Source organism: Cryobacterium sp. M23, from assembly GCF_002929655.1.
In the GTDB taxonomy this organism is placed as follows: Bacteria; Actinomycetota; Actinomycetes; order Actinomycetales; family Microbacteriaceae; genus Cryobacterium; species Cryobacterium sandaracinum.
This window is the reverse complement of the sequence record NZ_PJJV01000063.1, coordinates 18,155-36,620: the sequence shown is the minus strand read 5'-3', so window position 1 is coordinate 36,620 and position 18,466 is coordinate 18,155. Positions and strand designations below refer to the sequence as shown.

The following is an 18,466-nucleotide window of genomic DNA, read 5'->3' as shown; positions in this document are numbered from 1 at the left end:
CGAATCCCGGGAGACTAGGCGGCGCGGGTGAAGCGGATGCGCCAGGCGTCCGGGCCACGCTCCACGTACGACACGGTGAACGCTCCCGGGCGTGCCTGCTCGAGCTGCGCCAGCAGGGGCAGCGGGTCGTGCGGGGCGATCAGGTCAAGCGAGAAGCCGAGCTGGATGGCCTCCAGGGCGCCGAAAATGGCCGCGTGGCGAACCGCGTGCGGGATGGTGCGACCGTCGAGCACGATGGTCTCGGCGTCGTCATGGTTGCAGTTGCAGGTGTGTGCGCTGCTCAGGGTGATGGGTTCGGCGGTCATAGGATGAATCCTCCTCGGTGGAACGACCGAGCCGGCCGCTAATAAACAGGATACACGTCCGGTTAATTATTCCGGAATCAGACCAGGTCGGATCACGTCAGGTCACGTCGGGTCCGGTCAGGTCAGGCCCACCCAGGCGGTGGACCCGTCGACCTCGTACTGCTTCTTCCAGATCGGCACCTCGAGCTTGACGGTCTCCACCAGGCGTTCGCAGGCCTCGAATGCGACGGCGCGGTGGGCGCTGGCCGCGGCCGCGACCAGGGCCAGGTCGCCCACGTCGAGGTGGCCGATGCGGTGGCTGACCGACAGGTTCACCTGCGGGTACTCGCGGGAGTACCGGGCGACGATCTCGGACAGGATGCGGCCGGCATCCGGATGCGCGCTGTAATCGAGGCCGGTCACCTGCCCGGCGGCGTCGGGGTCGTGGTCGCGCACCTGGCCGATGAAGGTCACGACGGCCCCGCAGGATCCGGTCGACACGGCCGCAACGTGCGCGGCCAGGTCGAGCGGCGCCGTGGCCACCTGGTTGACGGCACCCTCGCCAGGGTTCGCGTCGTTCTCATTCACGCCGCTTCGGTCAGTCGTTCCTGCTGAATTCACACATTCAGATTACGCGCGGAAGCGGAACGAGAAACGTACTCCACTGTTCCCGGAGCATCAAGGGCTGAAAAATCTGAGGCCGAGGCCCGCTGAGCAGCCTCGGAGTCTTGTTCGGCCCCTCTCGCGGGTCGTATTCTCGTGGTGGCTGCCAGGGGTCTCGAGCTGATCCACCGCACACGCTGCGTGGCCTGCCTGTCCACGGGCTCTTGCGACCTCGACCGAGGGTCATCCCCGTTCCGCGGCGCGCGGCGGGCACGGCGAGCGACACCACCGAAGGGTTACGGCCCACTCAGCTAACCGACGATCTCTGCCACAGTCGGGCAGGCCGCCTCGGCAGCCAGTTCGGCTCGGGTCTGCGCAACCGTCCAGGGCAGCGCAACCGACGGTTCGTTCCCGCGCCCAGCCGGCGCCTCGGCGATGATGGCGGCCAGCTGACGGGCCAGTGTCAGGGCGAACTGGTCACCCGCGCTCGAGTTGTTCAGCATGACCACCACGGTCATGGTCTGGTCCGGATCCGCCAGGGTCGCCGAGATGAATCCGGGGATCGATCCGGTGCGCCCGCGGAGGGGCCCGACCTGCTCCGCGCCGAGGCCGTAGCGCTGCCACGACGGCGTCGTCACGTCTTCGTTCACGGTGTCCCACTGGGCGTTCGCCGACGACTCGGACAAGAGACCACCCGCGGCGAGAGCGCCTGCCCAGGTCCTCATGTCGGCCAGCGTCGAAACGACACCGCCCGCCACGCCGCTCATCGAATTGGAGAGCAGGGTGTTGTCGGTGATGGCCGTGCACACCGGACCGTCGGCGCCCACCGCGGCAGCGTAGCCGTGCGAGTGTGGTGTGGGGAGGTCCACATCGCCGGCGTGAGGATATGAGGTGTCGTGCAGTCCGAGCGGATGGAAGATGTGCTCATCGTAGAGCGCCGACCACTGCCGGCCCGTGGCCCGCTCGAGCGCCATCCCGAGCAGCACGATTCCGGTGTTCGAGGGACCCCACACGCTGCCCGGAGCACCGGTTCGGGGCGTGGCCAGCCCCTGGGAGACGAGTTCCATCGCCGGCCAGGTGCGCAGGGGGTTGTGCACGAACTCCCCGGCCAGAACGGGACTGTAGGACCCAAGCCCCGAAGTGCCCTGGCAGAGCTGGCCGAGCGTCACGCCCGCCACACCGACGAGGCGGGGCAGGTAGGTGGAGACCGGGTCGTCGAGCGTCACGGTTCCCTCGTCGACCAACCGGAGCAGCACCGTGCAGGTCATGGCCGTGGTGTTGGTGCCGATGCGGAAGTGCATCCCGCTGGTCATCGGGGCGGAACCGCCGATTTCCGTCGTGCCGTGCGCGACGGTCCATTCGCCGGCGGCGGACCAGACCCCGACCAGAGCGCCGGAGGAACCCGATAGCGCCATCGCCTCGCCCACGGCCGCGTCCAGCTGCCCGGCGATGTCCGCCGCGATCGGCGTGCTGTTCTGGTCGACGCTGTTCCGGCCTGCGGTGCAGCCGCTCAGCACGACGGCTGCGGCGACGCCGAGTGCGAGCAGCGCACGACGACGGGTGGTGGGCTTGGTGATGGCATCCCCCAATGCTCTCCACCAGTTTGCCCCATCGGGGCTCGGGCGCCTAACCCGTGCGCGAGACAGGCTCCCTACACCCGCTCGAAGATGGCGGCGAGTCCCTGGCCGCCGCCGATGCGCGCCCATGTGACCAGCCGCACCAGTGGGTCAGCCCGACCTCGGCCGCCCGTGCCGGGGTAGTCACGATGCACGCGGCCGCGGCGTCGTTCTGGCCGCTGGCGTTTCCGGCGTTGACGGTGGCGTCGGCGTCCGTCCCTAGCAGGATCGGGCGGAGACCGGCCAGAGCCGTCAGGCTGCTGTCGGCTCGCGGAGTCTCGTCGGCGGAGACCACGACGGGGCCCGTGCGGCCCGGCACCGTGACCGGCACGATTTCGTCGTCGAACCGGCCATCGGCCACGGCGACGGATGCCCGCGCCTGCGACCGGAGAGCCAGGTCGTCCTGTTCGGTGCGGCCCATGCCGTACTCGCGGCGCAGGTTCTCGTCGGTTTCGAGCATGCCGCCGGGTACCGGGTGGCGGCGCCCGCCGGCGGTCTCGCGCCGCGGCTGAGCGCGTCCCGGAGCAGGATTCCGGCGCCGCCGCCGACCGTCACGAGCAGGCCGGCGTTCAGTGCGGCGACGCGCGCCACGGAGGCGGCCTCCGCGGTGGGATAGCCCTGGCCGAGGATCACGTCGTCGACCACGGCCCCGTTGATTCCGGTGCGTTCGATCAGCGCCGTGATCACGGCCGCGTCAGGTCGGCCGGCGCGACCGCCCTGAAGACGCCGCCGAACCGGCCGATCGGGGTGCGTAGCGGTTCGCAGATGACGACGTCTCTCACGACGCGGCCACCGTGTTCGGAGCGGAGAGGAGCGTGTGGATGACGGTCGGCGTCCCCGGCACGAGCAGCGGCACCTCGGTGGCGGCCTGCACCTCGGCCACGGTGAGTCCCGGCGCGATCTCGCGCAGCAGAAGACCCTCCGGCGTCACGTCGATCACGGCCAGGTCGGTGATGATGCGGGTCACGACGCGCTTGCCGGTCAGCGGCAGGCCGCACTCGTTCACAATCTTGAAGTCGCCGTTCTTCGCGGTGTGCTCCATCACGACGATCACGGTGTCGGCGCCGTGCACGAGGTCCATCGCACCGCCCATACCCTTGATCATCTTGCCGGGCACGGCCCAGTTGGCGATGTCGCCGGTGGCGGAGACCTGCATCGCGCCAAGCACGGCCACATCGATCATTCCACCGCGGATCATGCCGAAGCTCTGTGCGGAGTCGAAGTAGCTGGCACCGGGGTTGACCGTGATGGTCTCCTTGCCGGCGTTGATCAGCTTCGGGTCCTCCTCGCCCTCCCACGGGTACGGTCCCACCCCGAGCACCCCGTTCTCGGAATGCAGGATGACGTTCACCCCCTCCGGCAGGAAGTTGGGGATCAGCGTGGGCAGCCCGATCCCGAGGTTGACATAGCTGTCGGGGGTGAGCTCCTGCGCGGCGCGCGCGGCCATTTCATTGCGGGTCAACGGCATGATCAGCTGTCCTTTGCGACGGATGCGACGGATGCGACGGATACGACGGATGCGACGGGCCGCGGCCGGGTGGTGGTCTTCTCGATCGGCAGGTCGGCGGCCTCGGCGCCGGAGAGCGCCACGATGCGGTGCACGTAGATACCGGCGAGGTGGATGGCATCCGGATCGAGCTCCCCCGGCTCGACCAGCTCGTCGACCTCGGCGATGGTGATGCGACCGGCCATGCCGGCGACCGGGTTGAAATTGCGGGCCGACTTCTCGAACACGAGGTTGCCGTGCCGGTCGCCCTTCGCCGCGCGAACGAGGGCGAAGTCGGTGACGATGGCCTCCTCGAGCACGTACTCCTTCTCCCCGCCGCGGAGCGACGCGAAGGTGCGGGTCTCCTTGGGCGGCGACGACACCGTCACCGACCCATCCGGCCCGTAGCGCCAGGGCAGCCCGCCCTCGGCGACCATGGTGCCGACGCCGCTGGCGGTGTAGAAGGCGGGGATTCCGCTGCCGCCGGCCCGGAGCCGCTCGGCCAGGGTGCCCTGCGGGGTCAGTTCCACCTCGATGTCACCGCCGAGATAGCGGCGGGCGAAGTCCTTGTTCTCGCCGATGTAGGAGGCGATCACCCGGCTGATCCGCCCTTCCCGCAGCAGTTCGCCGAGCCCCCAGCCGTCGACGCCGCAGTTGTTGGATGCGACCCGGAGGTCGGTGGTGCCCTGGGCCAGGAGCGCCCGGATCAGCAGGATCGGGACGCCGACCAGGCCGAAGCCGCCGACGGCGAGGGAGGCCCCATCCGGGATGTCGGCGACGGCAGCCGCGGCGGAAGAGTACGTCTTGTCCATGGAGTGGTCCTTCAGCTTCAGTTCGTGGTGCCGATGTCGATCGTCTTGAAGGTATCGCGTGCCACCGCCAGAGCGGAATTCGCCGCCGGCACCCCCGCGTAGATCGCGGTGTGCAGGATGGCCTCGATGATCTCCGCGCGGGTCAGCCCATGGGTCAGGGCCGCGCGCACGTGCATGCCCGGTTCATGTTCGTGGCCGCCGGTCACCAGGCAGGCCAGGGTCAGGAAGCTGCGGGTGCGCCGATCGAGGCCGGGCCTGGTCCAGATCTCCCCCCAGGCATAGCGGGTGATGAAGTCCTGGAAATCTGCCGTCTCCGGGGTGCTGCAGGGCCAGTTCGAGTCCGACAGCGCCGCCGAACGACACCCCGGCGTAGTGGAAGGCTCCCCCGCCGACCGAGTCGACCAGGGTGATCACCGCGTCGGCGACCTCAGCGACGGTGAACGGTTGCCGGGCGGCGGGGCTGAGGCCGGTGCCGGTGTGACCGTGCCGCGGACAATGGGCTGGGTCATAGTGAGGTCTCCTTGCTCGCGGTGGATTCGAGGTACCGGGCGAGCACCCGGTCGATTCCGGCGTCCGTCTGCCTGAGGCTGAGGTCGTCATCGAACGCGGACCAGGCCCGCGATCGGAGCTCCTCGGGATGTCCCCCGGCGGTGATCAGGGCGGAGAGCACCACCCGCAGCGGGCGGTTGGTGCGGTAGCACTCCTCCGACGCGCGCTGCACGAGGGCGAACGCGGCGGCCTTGCCGAGGGCCTCCGCGAGCAGGGTGGTCACCCGTTCGCTGAACACCAGGCCGTCGGTGAGGTCGAGGTTGCTGCGCATCCGTTCCGGGTCCACGTCGAGCCGGGCCGCCAGCGAGGCCGCGCCCGCGACGTCAACGCGAATGTGCTCACGATCAAACTCGCCATGGCCATCGCCCGGGCCGGCGCGCCGCGGGGACCGTCACCGACGCCGAATTCGACGCCAACAAGGCGGAGCAGCTCGCCCGCTTCTGAGTCGCTGCGGAGTCGCTTCCGAACGATCTGAGTCCGTGCCGGTAGCGTGGAGTCCATGCTCGAGCTCATGGATGACCGGCCGGACATTCTGCTGCGCCGCGACGGGCGGCTCGCCCAGATCATCCTGAACCGCCCGGCGGCCCTGAACGCCCTGACCCACGCGATGATCCGACGGATGTCCGCGGTGCTGACCGACTGGGCCGTCGACGGTCAGGTCGAGACCGTTCTGCTGACCGGTAGCGGCGGCCGGGGCCTCTGCGCCGGGGGCGACATCGTGGCGATCTACCGCAGTGCGGACGCCGGCGCGGACGATCGAGCGGACGCTGACGCCGAGGCCGCCCGGTTCTTCGCCGACGAGTACCATCTGAACGCGCAGATCCACCGGTTCGCCAAACCGTACCTGGCCGTGATGGACGGCGTCGTTCTCGGCGGCGGGGTCGGCGTCTCCGGCCATGCGAACACCCGGATCGTGACCGAGCGCACGCGGCTGGGGATGCCGGAGACCGCGATCGGCTTCGTACCCGACGTCGGCGGAAGCTGGCTGTTGTCCCATGCCCCCGGTGAGCTCGGCACCCACCTCGCCCTGACCGCCGCCCTGGTCTCCGGGTCCGACGCCATCGCACTGGGCCTGGCCGACCACTTCGTGCCGAGCGACCGGCTCCCTGCCCTGGCCCGCACCCTGGCCGAGACCGACGCGGCCGAGGCGGTGCGCGCCCTGGCCGAGACTCCCCCGCCCTCCGTCCTCCTCGCCCAGCGGCACTGGATCGACGAGTGCTACGCGTCCGATGACGTGGGCGAGATCGTCGCCGCCCTGCGGCGTTCCCCGGTGGAAGCCGCCCGCGACGCCGCCGCCCTCATCCTCACGAGGTCGCCGACCGCACTCGCGGTCACCCTGGCCTCGCTGCGCCGGGCCCGGCGGCTCCCGAGCCTCGACGAGGCGCTCGATCAGGAGTACCGGGTGACGCTCCGTTTCCTGCAGCGGAGCGAGCTGCAGGAGGGCATCCGGGCCCAGGTGATCGACAAGGACCGCAGCCCCCGGTGGTCGCCGGCCGGCCTCGGCGAGGTGACGGAGGCATCCGTCGCCGCGTTCTTCGCGCCGCTCGGCGAGCAGGAGCTGGGGCTCGGAGTGGGGCTCGAGCTGGGGCTCGGAATGGGGCTCGGGCTGGGCGAGGTGCCCTACGTCGACGCCGACCTGATCTTCGTCACCGATCTGCTCACCCCGGGTGAGCGCGCGCGGCTGGCCGCGGCGCGATCGTTCTATCAGGCCGAGGTGCGCCCTCTCGCCGTGGACTACTGGAACCGCGCCGCGTTCCCGTTCGAGCTGCTGCCCCGCCTCGCCGCGCAGAACCTCGCCGCGACCGGTGCTGCCGCGACCAGCCATCTGCTCACGGGGCTGCTGCAGATGGAGCTGACCCGGGCCGACACCTCGATCTCCACGTTCTACGGCGTGCACCACGAGCTGTTCGCCGCCGCCATCGACGAGCTCGGCTCACCCGAGCAGCGGGAACGTCTGCTGCCGGGCCTCCTGGCCTTGGATAAGATCGGGGCCTTCGCCCTGACGGAACCGGAACACGGCTCCGACATCTCCCGCATGATGGAGACCACGGCCACCCGCAGCGGCGACGAGTGGGTGCTCAACGGCACCAAACGCTGGATCGGCAACGGCGCCATGGCCGACTACGTGCTGGTCTGGGCCCGGGACACCGCGGACGGGCAGATCAAGGGATTCATCGTCGAGACGGAGCGGCCCGGGTTCACGGCCACCCCGATCGAGAACAAGATCGCGGTGCGGATCGTGCAGAACGCCGACATCACCCTCACGGAGGTGCGGATCCCGTACACGAACTGGCTGCCGGGCAGCCGGAGCTTTCAGGACACGAACGTGCTGCTCCGGAACTCGCGGATCTGGGTGTCGTGGCAGGCGGTCGGCCAGCAGCTCGCCGCCTTCGACGTGGCCCGCGCCTATGCATTGGAGCGGCGCCAGTTCGGCATGCCCATCGCATCCTTCCAGCTGGTGCAGGAGCAGCTCTCCCGCATGATCGGCAACGCCACCCTGTCGCTGTCGCTGATGGTGCAGATGGCGCGACTGCAGGAGAGCGGGCGGCTCACGATGGACCAGGCGGCCCTCGCGAAGGCGACCTGCACGACCCGGATGCGCGAAACGGTGGCCCTGGGCCGCGGTCTGCTCGGCGGCAACGGCATCAGCACCCGGTACGAGATGGCCAAGATCTTCGCCGACGCCGAGGCGATCTACTCCTACGAGGGCAGCTACGAGATCAACGCGCTGTTGGTCGGCCGGGCCGTGACCGGCATCTCCGCCTTCAGCTGATCACCGCTCGCCCGAACGAATTCGACGGAGATTCTGCCCGAATCGGCCCTGAAAACTCCGAAAAGGCAGTTGTGAACGAGAATCTCCGTCGAATTGGTTCAACACCGAACCTGGCGCGCATCGGCTAGGGTTTCGCGCCGGCCGCCCCGAGCGGCGGGGCAGGCGGGGCAGGCGGGGCCGATTCAACCGGCGCGACCGGCGGCACCGGAACCGGCGTTACCGGAACCGGCGGCGTGGGAGCGTTCCAGGCCTTGATGACGGCCCAGCCCACGGCGGCGATCGGCACCGAGATGACCGCGCCGACGATGCCGCCCAGGATCGTGCCGGCCGTCAGTGCCAGCAGGATCACCAGGCCGTGCAGGCGCAGTGACTTGCCGAGCACCACCGGGGACAGGAAGTTGCCCTCGAGCTGGTTGACTGCGACCACGATCGCGACCACGATGATGGCGGTGGTCAGGTCGTTCGTGACGAGGGCCACCAGTGCGGCCAGGATGCCGGCGGCCGTCGCCCCGACGATGGGGATGAAGGCGCCGACGAAGACGATGACGGCGAGCGGCAGCGCCAGCGGAACCTGCAGGATCCACAGTCCGATCCCGATGAACAGGGCGTCGACGAACGCGACGATCGCCGTGCCGCGCACGTAGTTGCCGAATACCTCGACGCTGCTCACGCCGACGCGTACGGCCCGCTCGTGCCGCTTGCCCGCGAGCGGCTGGATGAGGAAGCTCCAAATGCGGGGGCCGTCCTTCAGGAAATAGAAGAGCACGACGAGGCCGAGCACCACGCCGGCCACGATCTCGGCGGCCACGGAGACCCCGACCAGGGCCCCGGACCCGAACTGGCTGCTGGTGGCGAAGTCGATGACCGACTCGCGCACCGAATCGATCTGAGCGGAATCGATCGGCAGCGTGCCGCTGGTGAGCAGTTCCTGCATGCTGTCGAGCCCCTCGCTGGCCGAGGTGAAGAGGGTGTCCCACTCGCCACGGATGCCGAACACCACGAGGGTGACGACGCCACCGAAGACCGCGACGCTCAAGATCAGGGTGATCGCCGCGGCAAGGGATTCGTTCGCCCCGCGGGCCAGCAGGAACCGCATGAAGGGGCGCAGCGCCGACGCCACGATCAGGGCGATCAGGAGCGGGGTGAAGACCAGCTTGAGCTGCGTGATCCCGTAGATGGCCACCACCAGCAGCGCGAGGACCAGCAGGGCCTGACCGGAGCGGATGGCGGCACGGCCGAGATAGTCCGTCCAGGACGAAGTGGGCGTGGTCATGGAGATCTCCAAACGAGGCGAACGACGGCTGAGCCACCTAGCCTAGCCAGACTGCCGGTAGCGCGTGTCGGCCGTGTGACGTACACTCCCTACATCGAACATTTGTTCTATCTATCACCCGTCGACCTGCCCGCCAGAGGAGTACACACATGTTCGCACACCTCCACGTCGCGAGCGCCTACTCCACGCACTTCGGGGTCACTCTCCCCCAGGCGCTGGTGGAGCAGACGCAGGCGCAGAACGGCTCCTTCCTGGCCCTCACCGACCGGGACGGTCTCTACGGCGCGGTCAAGCACGTGCGCGCCTGCGCGGCCGCGGGCATCCGGCCGGGGCTGGGCGCCGACCTCGCGGTGCACGACGACGACGGGCATCCGTTGGGCCGGATCGTGGTGCTCGCCCATGGTGATATGAACGGTCGTGGCTATGCGGCCCTCTGCCGCGCGGTCAGCGCCGCCCACAACAGCGCCGCGCACAGCGCGTCGGGGCGCCCCAGCATCGCCCGCTCGCACCTCGCCGAGCTGGCCGGACTGCGCTGCCTCACCGTGCTGCTCGGCCCTACCTCCGATGTGGGCCAATCGGTCGAGCGCCGCGACACCGACGCGGCCGGGGCCTGCCTCACCGCGTGGCTGCGCGCCCTGCCGCCGCAGTCGGTGGTGGGTGAAATCGTCTGCCATCTGGCGGCGCCGGGGACTCCCGGCAGCGTGACGCCGGCCACCCGCATGCTCGCCCTCTTCGAGCACGCCGCGCTGCCCGCCGTGCTCACCAACGCCGTGCGCTACGGCACCCCCGACGAGGCCGTCACCGCCGACCTGGCCGACGCGGCCCGCACCCTGACGGCGCTGGCGAACCTGGAGCAGCTGCAGACCAACGGCCAGGCCTGGCTGAAACCCGAAGTCGCCATGAGGCAGGTGGCGCGCATGGTCGTCGACGCCGGGCTGCACGACGACGGCGCCGTCGACCGACTGTTCCGCGACACCGAGCAGCTTGCCGAGCGGTGCAGCCTCGACCCGGACTCCGACATCGGCCTGGGTCGCCCGCGCATGCCGGAGGCACGCATCATCGGCGTCAGCGGCGACCCGCTGACCGAGCTGCACGCCCGGGCCCGGGCCGGCATCGACGACCGCTACCCCGTCACGTCGCCGGCGGGCCGGTCGCTGGCGGATGCTGCGCACGCACGTCTCGTGCACGAGCTGAAGACGGTGGAGCACCTCGGTTTCGCCGGCTACTTCCTCACCGTCGCCCGGGTGGCGGACATCATCCGGGAGATGGGCATCCGCATCCAGGCGCGCGGGTCCGGGGTGGGCTCGGTGCTCAACTACGCCCTGCACACCTCCTCCGTCGAGCCCATCTCCAACGGGCTGCTCTGGGAGCGGTTCCTCTCCCCCGAGCGGCAGACCCTGCCCGACATCGACCTCGACGTCGAGTCCGCCAGAAGGCACGACGTCTATCGCACGCTCTTCGACACCTTCGGCAGCGATCGGGTGTCGCTGATGTCCATGACGAACGCCTACCGCGGCCGCGGGGCCGTGCGCGACGCCGGCCTGGCCCTCGGCATGAATCACGAGCAGGTGGCCGCGGTGGCCAAGCAGATGTGGCGCTTCAACGCGCGCGACTTCCGCCGCGCCCTGGCCGAGAAGCCCGAGCTCGAGCCGTTGGCCGCCGAGGTGCGCGCCTCCTCGCAGCTCGACCTGCTGGTCGACCTGACCGCCAAACTCGACCGGCTTCCCCGGCACATCTCCGTGCACCCCTGCGGCGTCATCCTCTCCGACGCCTCCCTGCTCGACCGCACCCCGGTGCAGGCATCCGGCATGGGGCTGCCCATGTCCCAGTTCGACAAGCACGACATGGACCCGATGGGCCTGATCAAGCTGGACATCCTCGGTGTGCGCATGCAGTCGGCCATGGCCCACGCCGTCGAGGAACATCACCGATTGTCGGGCGAGACCATTGACCTCGACCGAATCCCACTGAACGACCCGGACACCTTCGAACTGATCCGCTCCACTCGCACCCTCGGCATCTTCCAGATCGAATCTCCCGGCCAGATGGAGCTGGTCGGCAAGCTGCAGCCCGAGGTGTTCAACGACCTCACCGTGGAGATCTCCCTGTTCCGGCCCGGGCCGATGCAGAACAACATGCCCCTGAAATACCTTCAGGCCCGGCATGGGGAGGTGATGCCCGACTACATCCACCCTCGGTTCGAGCCGTTCCTCCGAGAGACGCAGGGTGTGGTGATCTTCCACGAGCAGGTGATGCGCCTGTTCGACGAACTCACCGGCTGCGGGCTCGGCCGAGCGGATGTCTTCCGCCGCCACCTTGGCAAACCGGAGCAGCTTCCCCGGATCGAGGAGTACGTGCGGATGCGTGCCCTCGAGCGCGGGTTCACCCCCGCCGTGATCGACCGCGCCTGGACGGTGCTCGCCGGGTTCGGCAGTTTCGGTTTCGCCAAGGCGCACGGGGCGGCGTTCGCCCTGCCCACCTACCAGTCCGCCTGGCTCAAGACCCACCACCCCGCGGTGTTCCTGGCCGGACTCCTCACCCACGCCCCCGGTATGTGGCCGAAAGACCTGATCGTGGCCGAGGCTCGGCTGCTCGGCGTGCCGGTACTGGGCCTGGACGTGCAACACAGCGCCCTCGACTACCGGGTGGAGCAGATCGACGGCGAGCAGTCCGACGGCGGCCGGCGCGGCATCCGTCTCGCCCTGCCGGAACTCTCCGGCTGCACGGCCGCCGAACGCGCCCGCATCGTGCGCCACCAGCCGTTCACCTCGCTGCAGGACTTCCGGGACCGGGTGCGCCCGCGGCGCAGCACGTTCGAGGCGCTCGCCCGGGTGGGAGCGCTCGACAGCTTCATCGGGTACGACCGCACCCGTCGGCACGAGCTGCTCGCCCACATCCAGTCTCTCCGCGGCATAGCGGTCACCATCCACGACGACCAGCTCGCCTTCGACGTGCCTCTGCCGGTGCTCGAATACGAGGGGTCCCGGTTCAACGCGGTGACCTCGCTCGAGCTGCGCGGCCGCAGCCAGACCGACCTCGAACTCAGGGATCTGGGCCTGGCGGTGTCCGGGCACCAGATGGCCCGGTTCTACCCGCTGTTCACGGAGCTGGGCGTTACGCCGGCCTCCGAGCTGATCAACCTGCCCGGCGGCACCGAGGTGCTCCTGGCCGGGGTGCGCCGAGCCACGAACACGCCGCCGATGCGAAACGGGCGCCGGGTGGTCTTCGTCAGCCTCGACGACGGCACCGGACCGGTCTCGAACGTCGTGTTCTTCCACGACGCCCAGGAGCGCATCGGCGGCCCGGTGTTCCACACCGGCCAGCTGCTGGTGCGCGGCCGCACCCGTCGGTCCGGCGCGAAGGGCGTCTCCGTCACGGGCGAGAACCTGTGGGATCTCACGGATGTCGCCCGCCGGGTCAAGCTGCGTCACGCGGGCGAGGCGGCCGCCCGGAACGCCGACCGCGCCCACGACCTGGCCGACGAACTGGCCGAGGACCTGGCGGCCATGGCGACCACGAATGTGCACCATCTATGGCCCCGACGCACCGCCTGACCCGCGCCTACACTGTTGTCCATGACCGAGAAACAGCGCTACGACGTGCTTCGTCAGTACGCCGACTTCGAACTGCGTCACTATCCCCGCACCGTGCTGGTGCAGGTGGAGGTGGCCGGGCACTTCTCCGCGGCCGGCAACCGCGGCTTCGGGCCGCTCTTCCAATACATCAGCGGCAACAACCAGACCTCGACACGCCTCGCGATGACCGCGCCCGTGATCCAGGAGACCACGACCCCGCAGAGCCACACCGTCAGCTTCGTCCTCCCCGACGGGATGCCGCCCGCGGAGGTGCCCGTGCCCCGCAACGCGCAGGTCAGCACGAAGGAGGTCCCCGAGCGCACGGTCGCCGCCCGCCGCTTCAGCGGCGGCTGGAGCGAGGAAAGGTTCGCGCAGAACGGCACCCTCCTCGTCGACGCGGTGCGCCGCGAGGGTCTCCTGCTCGCAGGCCGACCCTATTTCGCCCGCTTCGACCCACCCTGGAAGCCGAGCTTCCTCAGGCACAACGAAGCGCTCGTCGCCGTCACCGTCACCGGTTCCGGTTCCGTCACCGGTTCCGGTTCCGGTTCCGGTTCCGGAATTTCCTAGTCGTCGGAATTGTCCGTCGAGCTGCCAGGCCTCCCCGGTGACGCTGACGACGGCGGCGACGGTCGCCACCTTCGAGCTGGCCCCGACCATCCAGGTGTCCTTGCCTCCGTCCGTGGTACCGGTCTTGCCGATCAGAGGCACCCGGGGCGTGGTGGCACCCCATGACTGCTGAGCCGTGTTGTCGGTCATCACCCGACGCGTCGCGTAGACCATGCCTGCGAAGGCACCGGCCATGGTCAGCGGAGCCACCTCATTCGTTCGATCACGGCCGCCGCGGTCTGCACGAGCGGGCTGCCGTCGGCGCGATGCACTCCGAAAGCCTCGGCCGTCTGACGGATGCCGCACAGGTCCAGTTTCTTCGCCATCCCGATGAAGCCCGTATTGATCGAGCCGAGGGTGGACTCGAGCGCGCTGTAGTTTCCGCCGCTCTCCCCGGCGTCGTTTCTCGGGTTCCAGTTCTGAAAAACATAGTTCTGCGGCCCCCGACAACTGTCGTTGAACGTGCCCCAGTTGGCCTTCCGCGCCGAGTCGACGCGCTCGTCCGGCCGGTGGCCCGTCTTCAGCCATTCCGCCAGGGTGAAGGCCTGTAGGTCGACCCCGGCTGGAACCCGCTCGAACCACCCTCGGCATAGTCGGTGTCTAGTTGACCCCGTTGTAGGCGGCGCTGGTGGCCTGCACGCTCGTGATGACGCTGCCCACGTCCTTGCCGGGGTACTCCATCGGCACATTGGCCGCCAGGGTCGCTTCCGCCGCCAACTGGAGGTCGAGGTCCAGGATGGTGTACACGGCGTAGCCGCCGCGCCGGGAGTTCTGCAGGCGCTTCCCGTCGTCCTCCCCGAACGCCGGGTCGTTCCGGAGCAGGTGCGTCACGTAGTCGCAGAAGTAGGCGCTGCCCCCGGCGGTCTGGCAGCCGGTGCTCGGCTCCTGGATGGCCGGTTGAACCGGTGTGGCCACGGCAGCCTGGAATTCCGCTGCGGTGATCTTCTCGTGCTCGACCATCTCGCGCAGGATGTAGTCCCGGCGTGCCTTGTTGACTGCGTAGCCGTTGGTCTCACTGCCGGAATTGTCGAGGCGAAACTTGGCCGGGTTGTTCACGATCGCCACCAGGCTTGCGGCCTGCGGCAGGGTGAGCTCTGTGGCCGTCGTGCCGAAGTAGTAGTTCGCCGCGGCCTCGATGCCGTAGACGGTGCCGCCGAAACCGGTGATGTTGAGGTACTGGCGCAGGATGTCGTTCTGGGGGAATTTCTTCTCCGCCGCGATTGCGAGGCGCATTTCCTTGATCTCGCGGGCGGGGGTGGTGGCGTAGATGTTGCTCTTCTGGGAGAGCGGTTCGATGTCCAGGTAGCCCGGCAGACTCTCGAACACGGTGATCGCATTGGTGGCACCGAGACCAGAGAGCGCGATCACCGGGGTGATGGCCGCGGTGACGAGCAGCCCGGCCACGGCACTCAAAACCACGAGGCCCAGCCCCTCCGATGAGCAGAAATGCGAGTCCGCCACCGAGCCCGCAAATGCCGATCAGTCGAGCCACTCCGGCTTTTCTGCGGTTGGCAGGAGGCATCCTCTGGCTTACTGCGCAGAAAAGGCGTGGCACCGGTAGAGATGCCACGCCTCGTCTGGTTCGAGTGTGATTCGCGTCTAGAAGACCGTCAGGCCCCGCGCCTCGAACTGGGCCCTCACCCGCACCAGCAGTGCCTCATCCGGAGGATGAGAGCCGTGCAGCGGGTATGGAATGTTCAGCCGGTCCCATTTGTCCTCCCCCATCTGGTGGAAGGGCAGAACCTCAACGCGCTGCACGTTCGGCCAGCGCGACACGATCTCGGCGACGGCGTCGACGTTGTCGACGGCGTCGGTCAGACCCGGGACGAGAACGAAACGCGCCCAGACGGGAATGTTCCGCTCGCTCAGGCGGTCACCGAATGCGATCGTCGGAGCGAGGTCTCGGCCGGTCACCTCTTTGTACGTCTCGGGGATGCCGGACTTGACGTCGAGCAGCACGAGGTCGAGGTTGTCCAGCAGCGTGTCCGACGCGCTCTTGCCCAGGAACCCGGAGGTGTCCAGGGTGGTGTGCACGCCGAGCTTGTGGCACTCCTCGAAGAGGCGAGTCACAAAGGCAGGCTGCATGAGTGGTTCGCCACCGGAGATGGTCAACCCTCCGCCGGTCGAGTCGAAGACGCCCTTATAGCGCTTGACTCTGGCGACGAGGTCGTCCAGCGTGGTGAGCAACCCATCCTTCATCTTCCAGGTGTCCGGGTTGTGGCAGTACTGGCAGCGCAGCAGACACCCGGAAAGGAAAAGTGTCATTCGCGTGCCGGGACCGTCAACGGCGGTGACCAGTTCCCACGAGTGGACGCTGGCGACCGATCCGTTGTGAATCGCCTCCATTTCGAGGTGGTGGAGTTCAGCCAGTTCGGCTTGTTCACTACGCACGGATGAACCGTCCACCAGGGCGATCGCCGCGCCGGCGCTGGGCAGACCGAGGTTTACTGCTGGCATTGTCTCGTCCTACTCAGCGTCGCCGCGTTGATATCAGTGATCAGTGCGAGTGGAACGTGCGGCTGATGACATCCATCTGCTGCTCGCGGGTCAGGCGGACGAAGTTCACCGCGTAGCCGGACACGCGAATCGTCAGCTGCGGGTAGTTCTCCGGGTGCGCCATGGCGTCTTCGAGAGTGTCGCGGTTGAGCACGTTCACGTTGATGTGGTAACCGGTTGCCGACGTGAACGCGTCGATGAGGCCGACCAGGCTGGTGATCTGCTCTTCCTTGGTGTGGCCGAGACCACTGGGAACCACCGTGTTGGTCAGCGAGATGCCGTCCTGCGCTTCACTGTAGGGGAGCTTGGCGACGCTGAGCGCCGACGCGAGCATCCCGTGGGTGTCGCGGCCGTTCATCGGGTTGGCACCCGGAGCGAACGACTCACCCTTGCGGCGACCATCCGGCGTGTTGCCGGTGGCCTTGCCGTAGACCACGTTGGACGTGATCGTCAGGATCGACTGGGTGTGGATGGCGTCGCGGTAGGTCGGGTGCTTGCGGATCATTTTCATGAACCGCTCCATCACGTCGACGGCGATGGTGTCGACGCGGTCGTCATCGTTGCCGAACTGGGGGAACTCGCCCTCGATCGTGTAGTCGACGACCAGGCCGGTCTCGTCGCGCACCGGGCGGACCGTGGCGTACTTGATGGCCGACAGGGAGTCGGCGACCACACTCAGGCCGGCGATTCCGCAAGCCATCGTGCGGATGATCTCCTTGTCGTGCAGCGCCATTTCGAGACGCTCGTAGGCATACTTGTCGTGCATGTAGTGAATACAGTTCAAAGCCGTGACGTAGGTCTCGGCGAGCCACTCGAGCGTTTCCAGGTAGGCCGGGAAGACGGTGTCGTAGGAAAGCACCTCGTCGGCGTTCGGCGTGGTGGCCGGGGCAACCTGCTTGCCGGACACCTCGTCTTTTCCACCGTTGATCGAGTACAGCAGCGCCTTGACGGCGTTGACGCGTGCACCGAAGAACTGCATCTGCTTGCCGACGCGCATGGGCGAGACGCAGCAGGCGATCGCGGCGTCGTCACCCATCTCGGCGCGGATGATCTCGTCGGACTCGAACTGGATGGCCGAGGTGTCGATCGACACCTGCGCACAGAAACGCTTGAAGCCCTCGGGCAGAGCGTCGCTCCAGAGAACGGTGAGGTTCGGCTCGGGCGCTGCGCCGATGTTGTAGAGCGTCTGCAGGAAACGGAACGTGGTCTTGGTGACGAGCGGGCGGCCGTCTTCACCGATGCCGGCGAGCGACTCGGTGACCCAGGTCGGGTCGCCAGCGAAGATCTCGTCGTATTCGGGGGTGCGCAGGAAGCGCACGATGCGCAGCTTGATGACGAGGTCGTCGATCAGCTCCTGGGCGCCCTCTTCGGTCAGGGTGCCGGCGACGAGTTCGCGCTCGATGTAGGTGTCGAGGAAGGCCGCGTTGCGGCCGAACGACATTGCAGCACCGTTCTGTTCCTTGACGGCGCCGAGGTAGGCGAAGTAGAGCCACTGCACGGCTTCGCGCGCGGTGGTGGCCGGCTTGGAGATGTCGGAGCCGTAGGAGGCCGCCATCTGGATGAGTTCCTTGAGGGCCCGGATCTGCTCCGAGTTTTCCTCACGGGCGCGAATGATGTCCTCGGTCGAGGGCTCCATATCGAGCTCGGCGCGGTCGTTCTTCTTGCCCGTGATCAGGGCATCGACGCCGTAGAGGGCGACACGGCGGTAGTCGCCGATGATACGGCCACGGCCGTAGGCGTCGGGCAGTCCGGTGATCAGGTGGCTGTTTCGTGCACGACGGACCCCGGGAGGGTAGACGTCGAAGACGGCGGTGTTGTGGGTCTTGCGGTAATCGGTGAAGACTTTTTCAAGTTCGGGAGACACGGGGTAGCCGTAGGTCTCGAGCGAGGTGGCAACCATGCGCCACCCGCCGAAAGGCATAATGGCACGCTTGAGCGGAGCATCCGTCTGCAGTCCGACGATTACCTCGTTTGCCTGGTCGATGTAGCCCGGAGCGTGGGCCGTAATGGACGACGGCGTGGTGGCGTCGACGTCGTAGACGCCTTTACGGCGTTCCTCGGGGAACATCTCGGTCAGCTTGGCCCAGATCCCCGTGGTGCGTGCGGTCGCTCCGACAAGGAAGCTCGAGTCGCCTAGGTAGGGGGTGTAATTGCGCTGGATGAAGTCGCGCAGATCGATCGAATCCTGCCAGGGGCCGGAGGCGAAGTCAGTCCGACCGGCATCATCCGTTCCGCTGCGAACACCTTCAGTGATTGTCATGTAGATTGCTCTCCTCGTGGGATCGAGACACCCTCTGCGAAAGTGTCTCTCCCGCAGTCGGGCCGAGAGAGCAGGACCACGAGGCTCCGGCTAATGCAACGATGCACCGTGTGACTTGCCCTCTTTTCCAACA

16 protein-coding genes are annotated in these 18,466 nt (G+C 68.1%); 3 read left to right on the top strand and 13 right to left on the bottom strand.

The annotated features are described in order from the left end of the window. Positions 1-14 precede the first annotated feature (14 nt). The 8 genes from CXY82_RS06290 to CXY82_RS06255 form a co-directional block, all read right to left on the bottom strand. Entirely contained in the window at positions 15-305 is a 291-nt protein-coding gene (locus CXY82_RS06290) for a DUF2249 domain-containing protein (protein WP_104101381.1), read from the bottom strand. Positions 306-422: 117 nt separating this feature from the next. Then, positions 423-872, bottom strand: a complete 450-nt coding sequence (locus CXY82_RS06285) for a molybdenum cofactor biosynthesis protein MoaE (RefSeq protein WP_104101383.1) — start codon at positions 870-872, stop codon at positions 423-425. Positions 873-1,198: 326 nt separating this feature from the next. Further along, positions 1,199-2,476 carry a serine hydrolase gene (locus CXY82_RS06280; RefSeq protein ID WP_158252134.1) on the bottom strand — a complete coding sequence of 426 codons (1,278 nt, stop codon included), beginning with the start codon at positions 2,474-2,476 and terminating at the stop codon, positions 1,199-1,201. 37 nt (positions 2,477-2,513) lie between these two features. Beyond that, positions 2,514-2,963 (bottom strand): hypothetical protein, encoded by a 450-nt coding sequence (locus CXY82_RS17900; protein ID WP_233199230.1) that lies wholly within the window; start codon positions 2,961-2,963, stop codon positions 2,514-2,516. A gap of 318 nt (positions 2,964-3,281) precedes the next feature. Continuing rightward, complete coding sequence (locus tag CXY82_RS06270) at positions 3,282-3,971, bottom strand: CoA transferase subunit B (protein WP_104170158.1); 690 nt, start codon at positions 3,969-3,971, stop codon at positions 3,282-3,284. A 2-nt stretch (positions 3,972-3,973) separates the two neighbouring features. Then, the gene (locus CXY82_RS06265; RefSeq protein WP_104170157.1) at positions 3,974-4,801 is read right to left on the bottom strand and encodes a CoA transferase subunit A; all 828 of its coding nucleotides are present in this window, start codon (positions 4,799-4,801) and stop codon (positions 3,974-3,976) included. Between the two features lie 17 nt (positions 4,802-4,818). Beyond that, a complete protein-coding gene (locus tag CXY82_RS06260; protein WP_104170156.1) occupies positions 4,819-5,148 on the bottom strand; it encodes a carboxymuconolactone decarboxylase family protein in 330 nt (109 codons plus the stop codon). Between the two features lie 158 nt (positions 5,149-5,306). Beyond that, positions 5,307-5,621 (bottom strand): hypothetical protein, encoded by a 315-nt coding sequence (locus tag CXY82_RS06255; RefSeq protein WP_104170155.1) that lies wholly within the window; start codon positions 5,619-5,621, stop codon positions 5,307-5,309. A gap of 228 nt (positions 5,622-5,849) precedes the next feature. Here CXY82_RS06255 and CXY82_RS18535 point away from each other — a divergent pair, with 228 nt between their 5' ends. Continuing rightward, positions 5,850-8,123 (top strand): 3-hydroxyisobutyryl-CoA hydrolase, encoded by a 2,274-nt coding sequence (locus CXY82_RS18535; RefSeq protein WP_370443685.1) that lies wholly within the window; start codon positions 5,850-5,852, stop codon positions 8,121-8,123. Positions 8,124-8,247: 124 nt separating this feature from the next. Here the strand turns inward: CXY82_RS18535 and CXY82_RS06245 are convergent, their stop codons facing one another. Next, positions 8,248-9,396 carry an AI-2E family transporter gene (locus CXY82_RS06245; protein ID WP_104170154.1) on the bottom strand — a complete coding sequence of 383 codons (1,149 nt, stop codon included), beginning with the start codon at positions 9,394-9,396 and terminating at the stop codon, positions 8,248-8,250. 149 nt (positions 9,397-9,545) lie between these two features. Here CXY82_RS06245 and CXY82_RS06240 point away from each other — a divergent pair, with 149 nt between their 5' ends. Both CXY82_RS06240 and CXY82_RS06235 read left to right on the top strand, forming a co-directional pair. After that, positions 9,546-12,950, top strand: coding sequence for a DNA polymerase III subunit alpha (locus CXY82_RS06240; protein WP_104170153.1), 3,405 nt, complete (start codon positions 9,546-9,548; stop codon positions 12,948-12,950). Positions 12,951-12,971: 21 nt separating this feature from the next. After that, the gene (locus tag CXY82_RS06235) at positions 12,972-13,538 is read left to right on the top strand and encodes a heme-binding protein (RefSeq protein WP_104170152.1); all 567 of its coding nucleotides are present in this window, start codon (positions 12,972-12,974) and stop codon (positions 13,536-13,538) included. A 236-nt stretch (positions 13,539-13,774) separates the two neighbouring features. Here CXY82_RS06235 and CXY82_RS18280 read toward each other — a convergent pair whose 3' ends face one another. From CXY82_RS18280 to pflB, 4 genes are all read right to left on the bottom strand, one after another. After that, on the bottom strand, positions 13,775-13,903 hold the full coding sequence (locus tag CXY82_RS18280) for a hypothetical protein (RefSeq protein WP_255408574.1): 129 nt from the start codon (positions 13,901-13,903) through the stop codon (positions 13,775-13,777). A gap of 274 nt (positions 13,904-14,177) precedes the next feature. Continuing rightward, positions 14,178-14,996 carry a transglycosylase domain-containing protein gene (locus CXY82_RS06230; RefSeq protein ID WP_146069061.1) on the bottom strand — a complete coding sequence of 273 codons (819 nt, stop codon included), beginning with the start codon at positions 14,994-14,996 and terminating at the stop codon, positions 14,178-14,180. A 180-nt stretch (positions 14,997-15,176) separates the two neighbouring features. Next, on the bottom strand, positions 15,177-16,034 hold the full coding sequence (gene pflA, locus CXY82_RS06225; RefSeq protein ID WP_104170150.1) for a pyruvate formate-lyase-activating protein: 858 nt from the start codon (positions 16,032-16,034) through the stop codon (positions 15,177-15,179). 40 nt (positions 16,035-16,074) lie between these two features. Then, positions 16,075-18,333, bottom strand: coding sequence for a formate C-acetyltransferase (gene pflB, locus CXY82_RS06220; RefSeq protein ID WP_104170149.1), 2,259 nt, complete (start codon positions 18,331-18,333; stop codon positions 16,075-16,077). Positions 18,334-18,466: the final 133 nt, after the last annotated feature.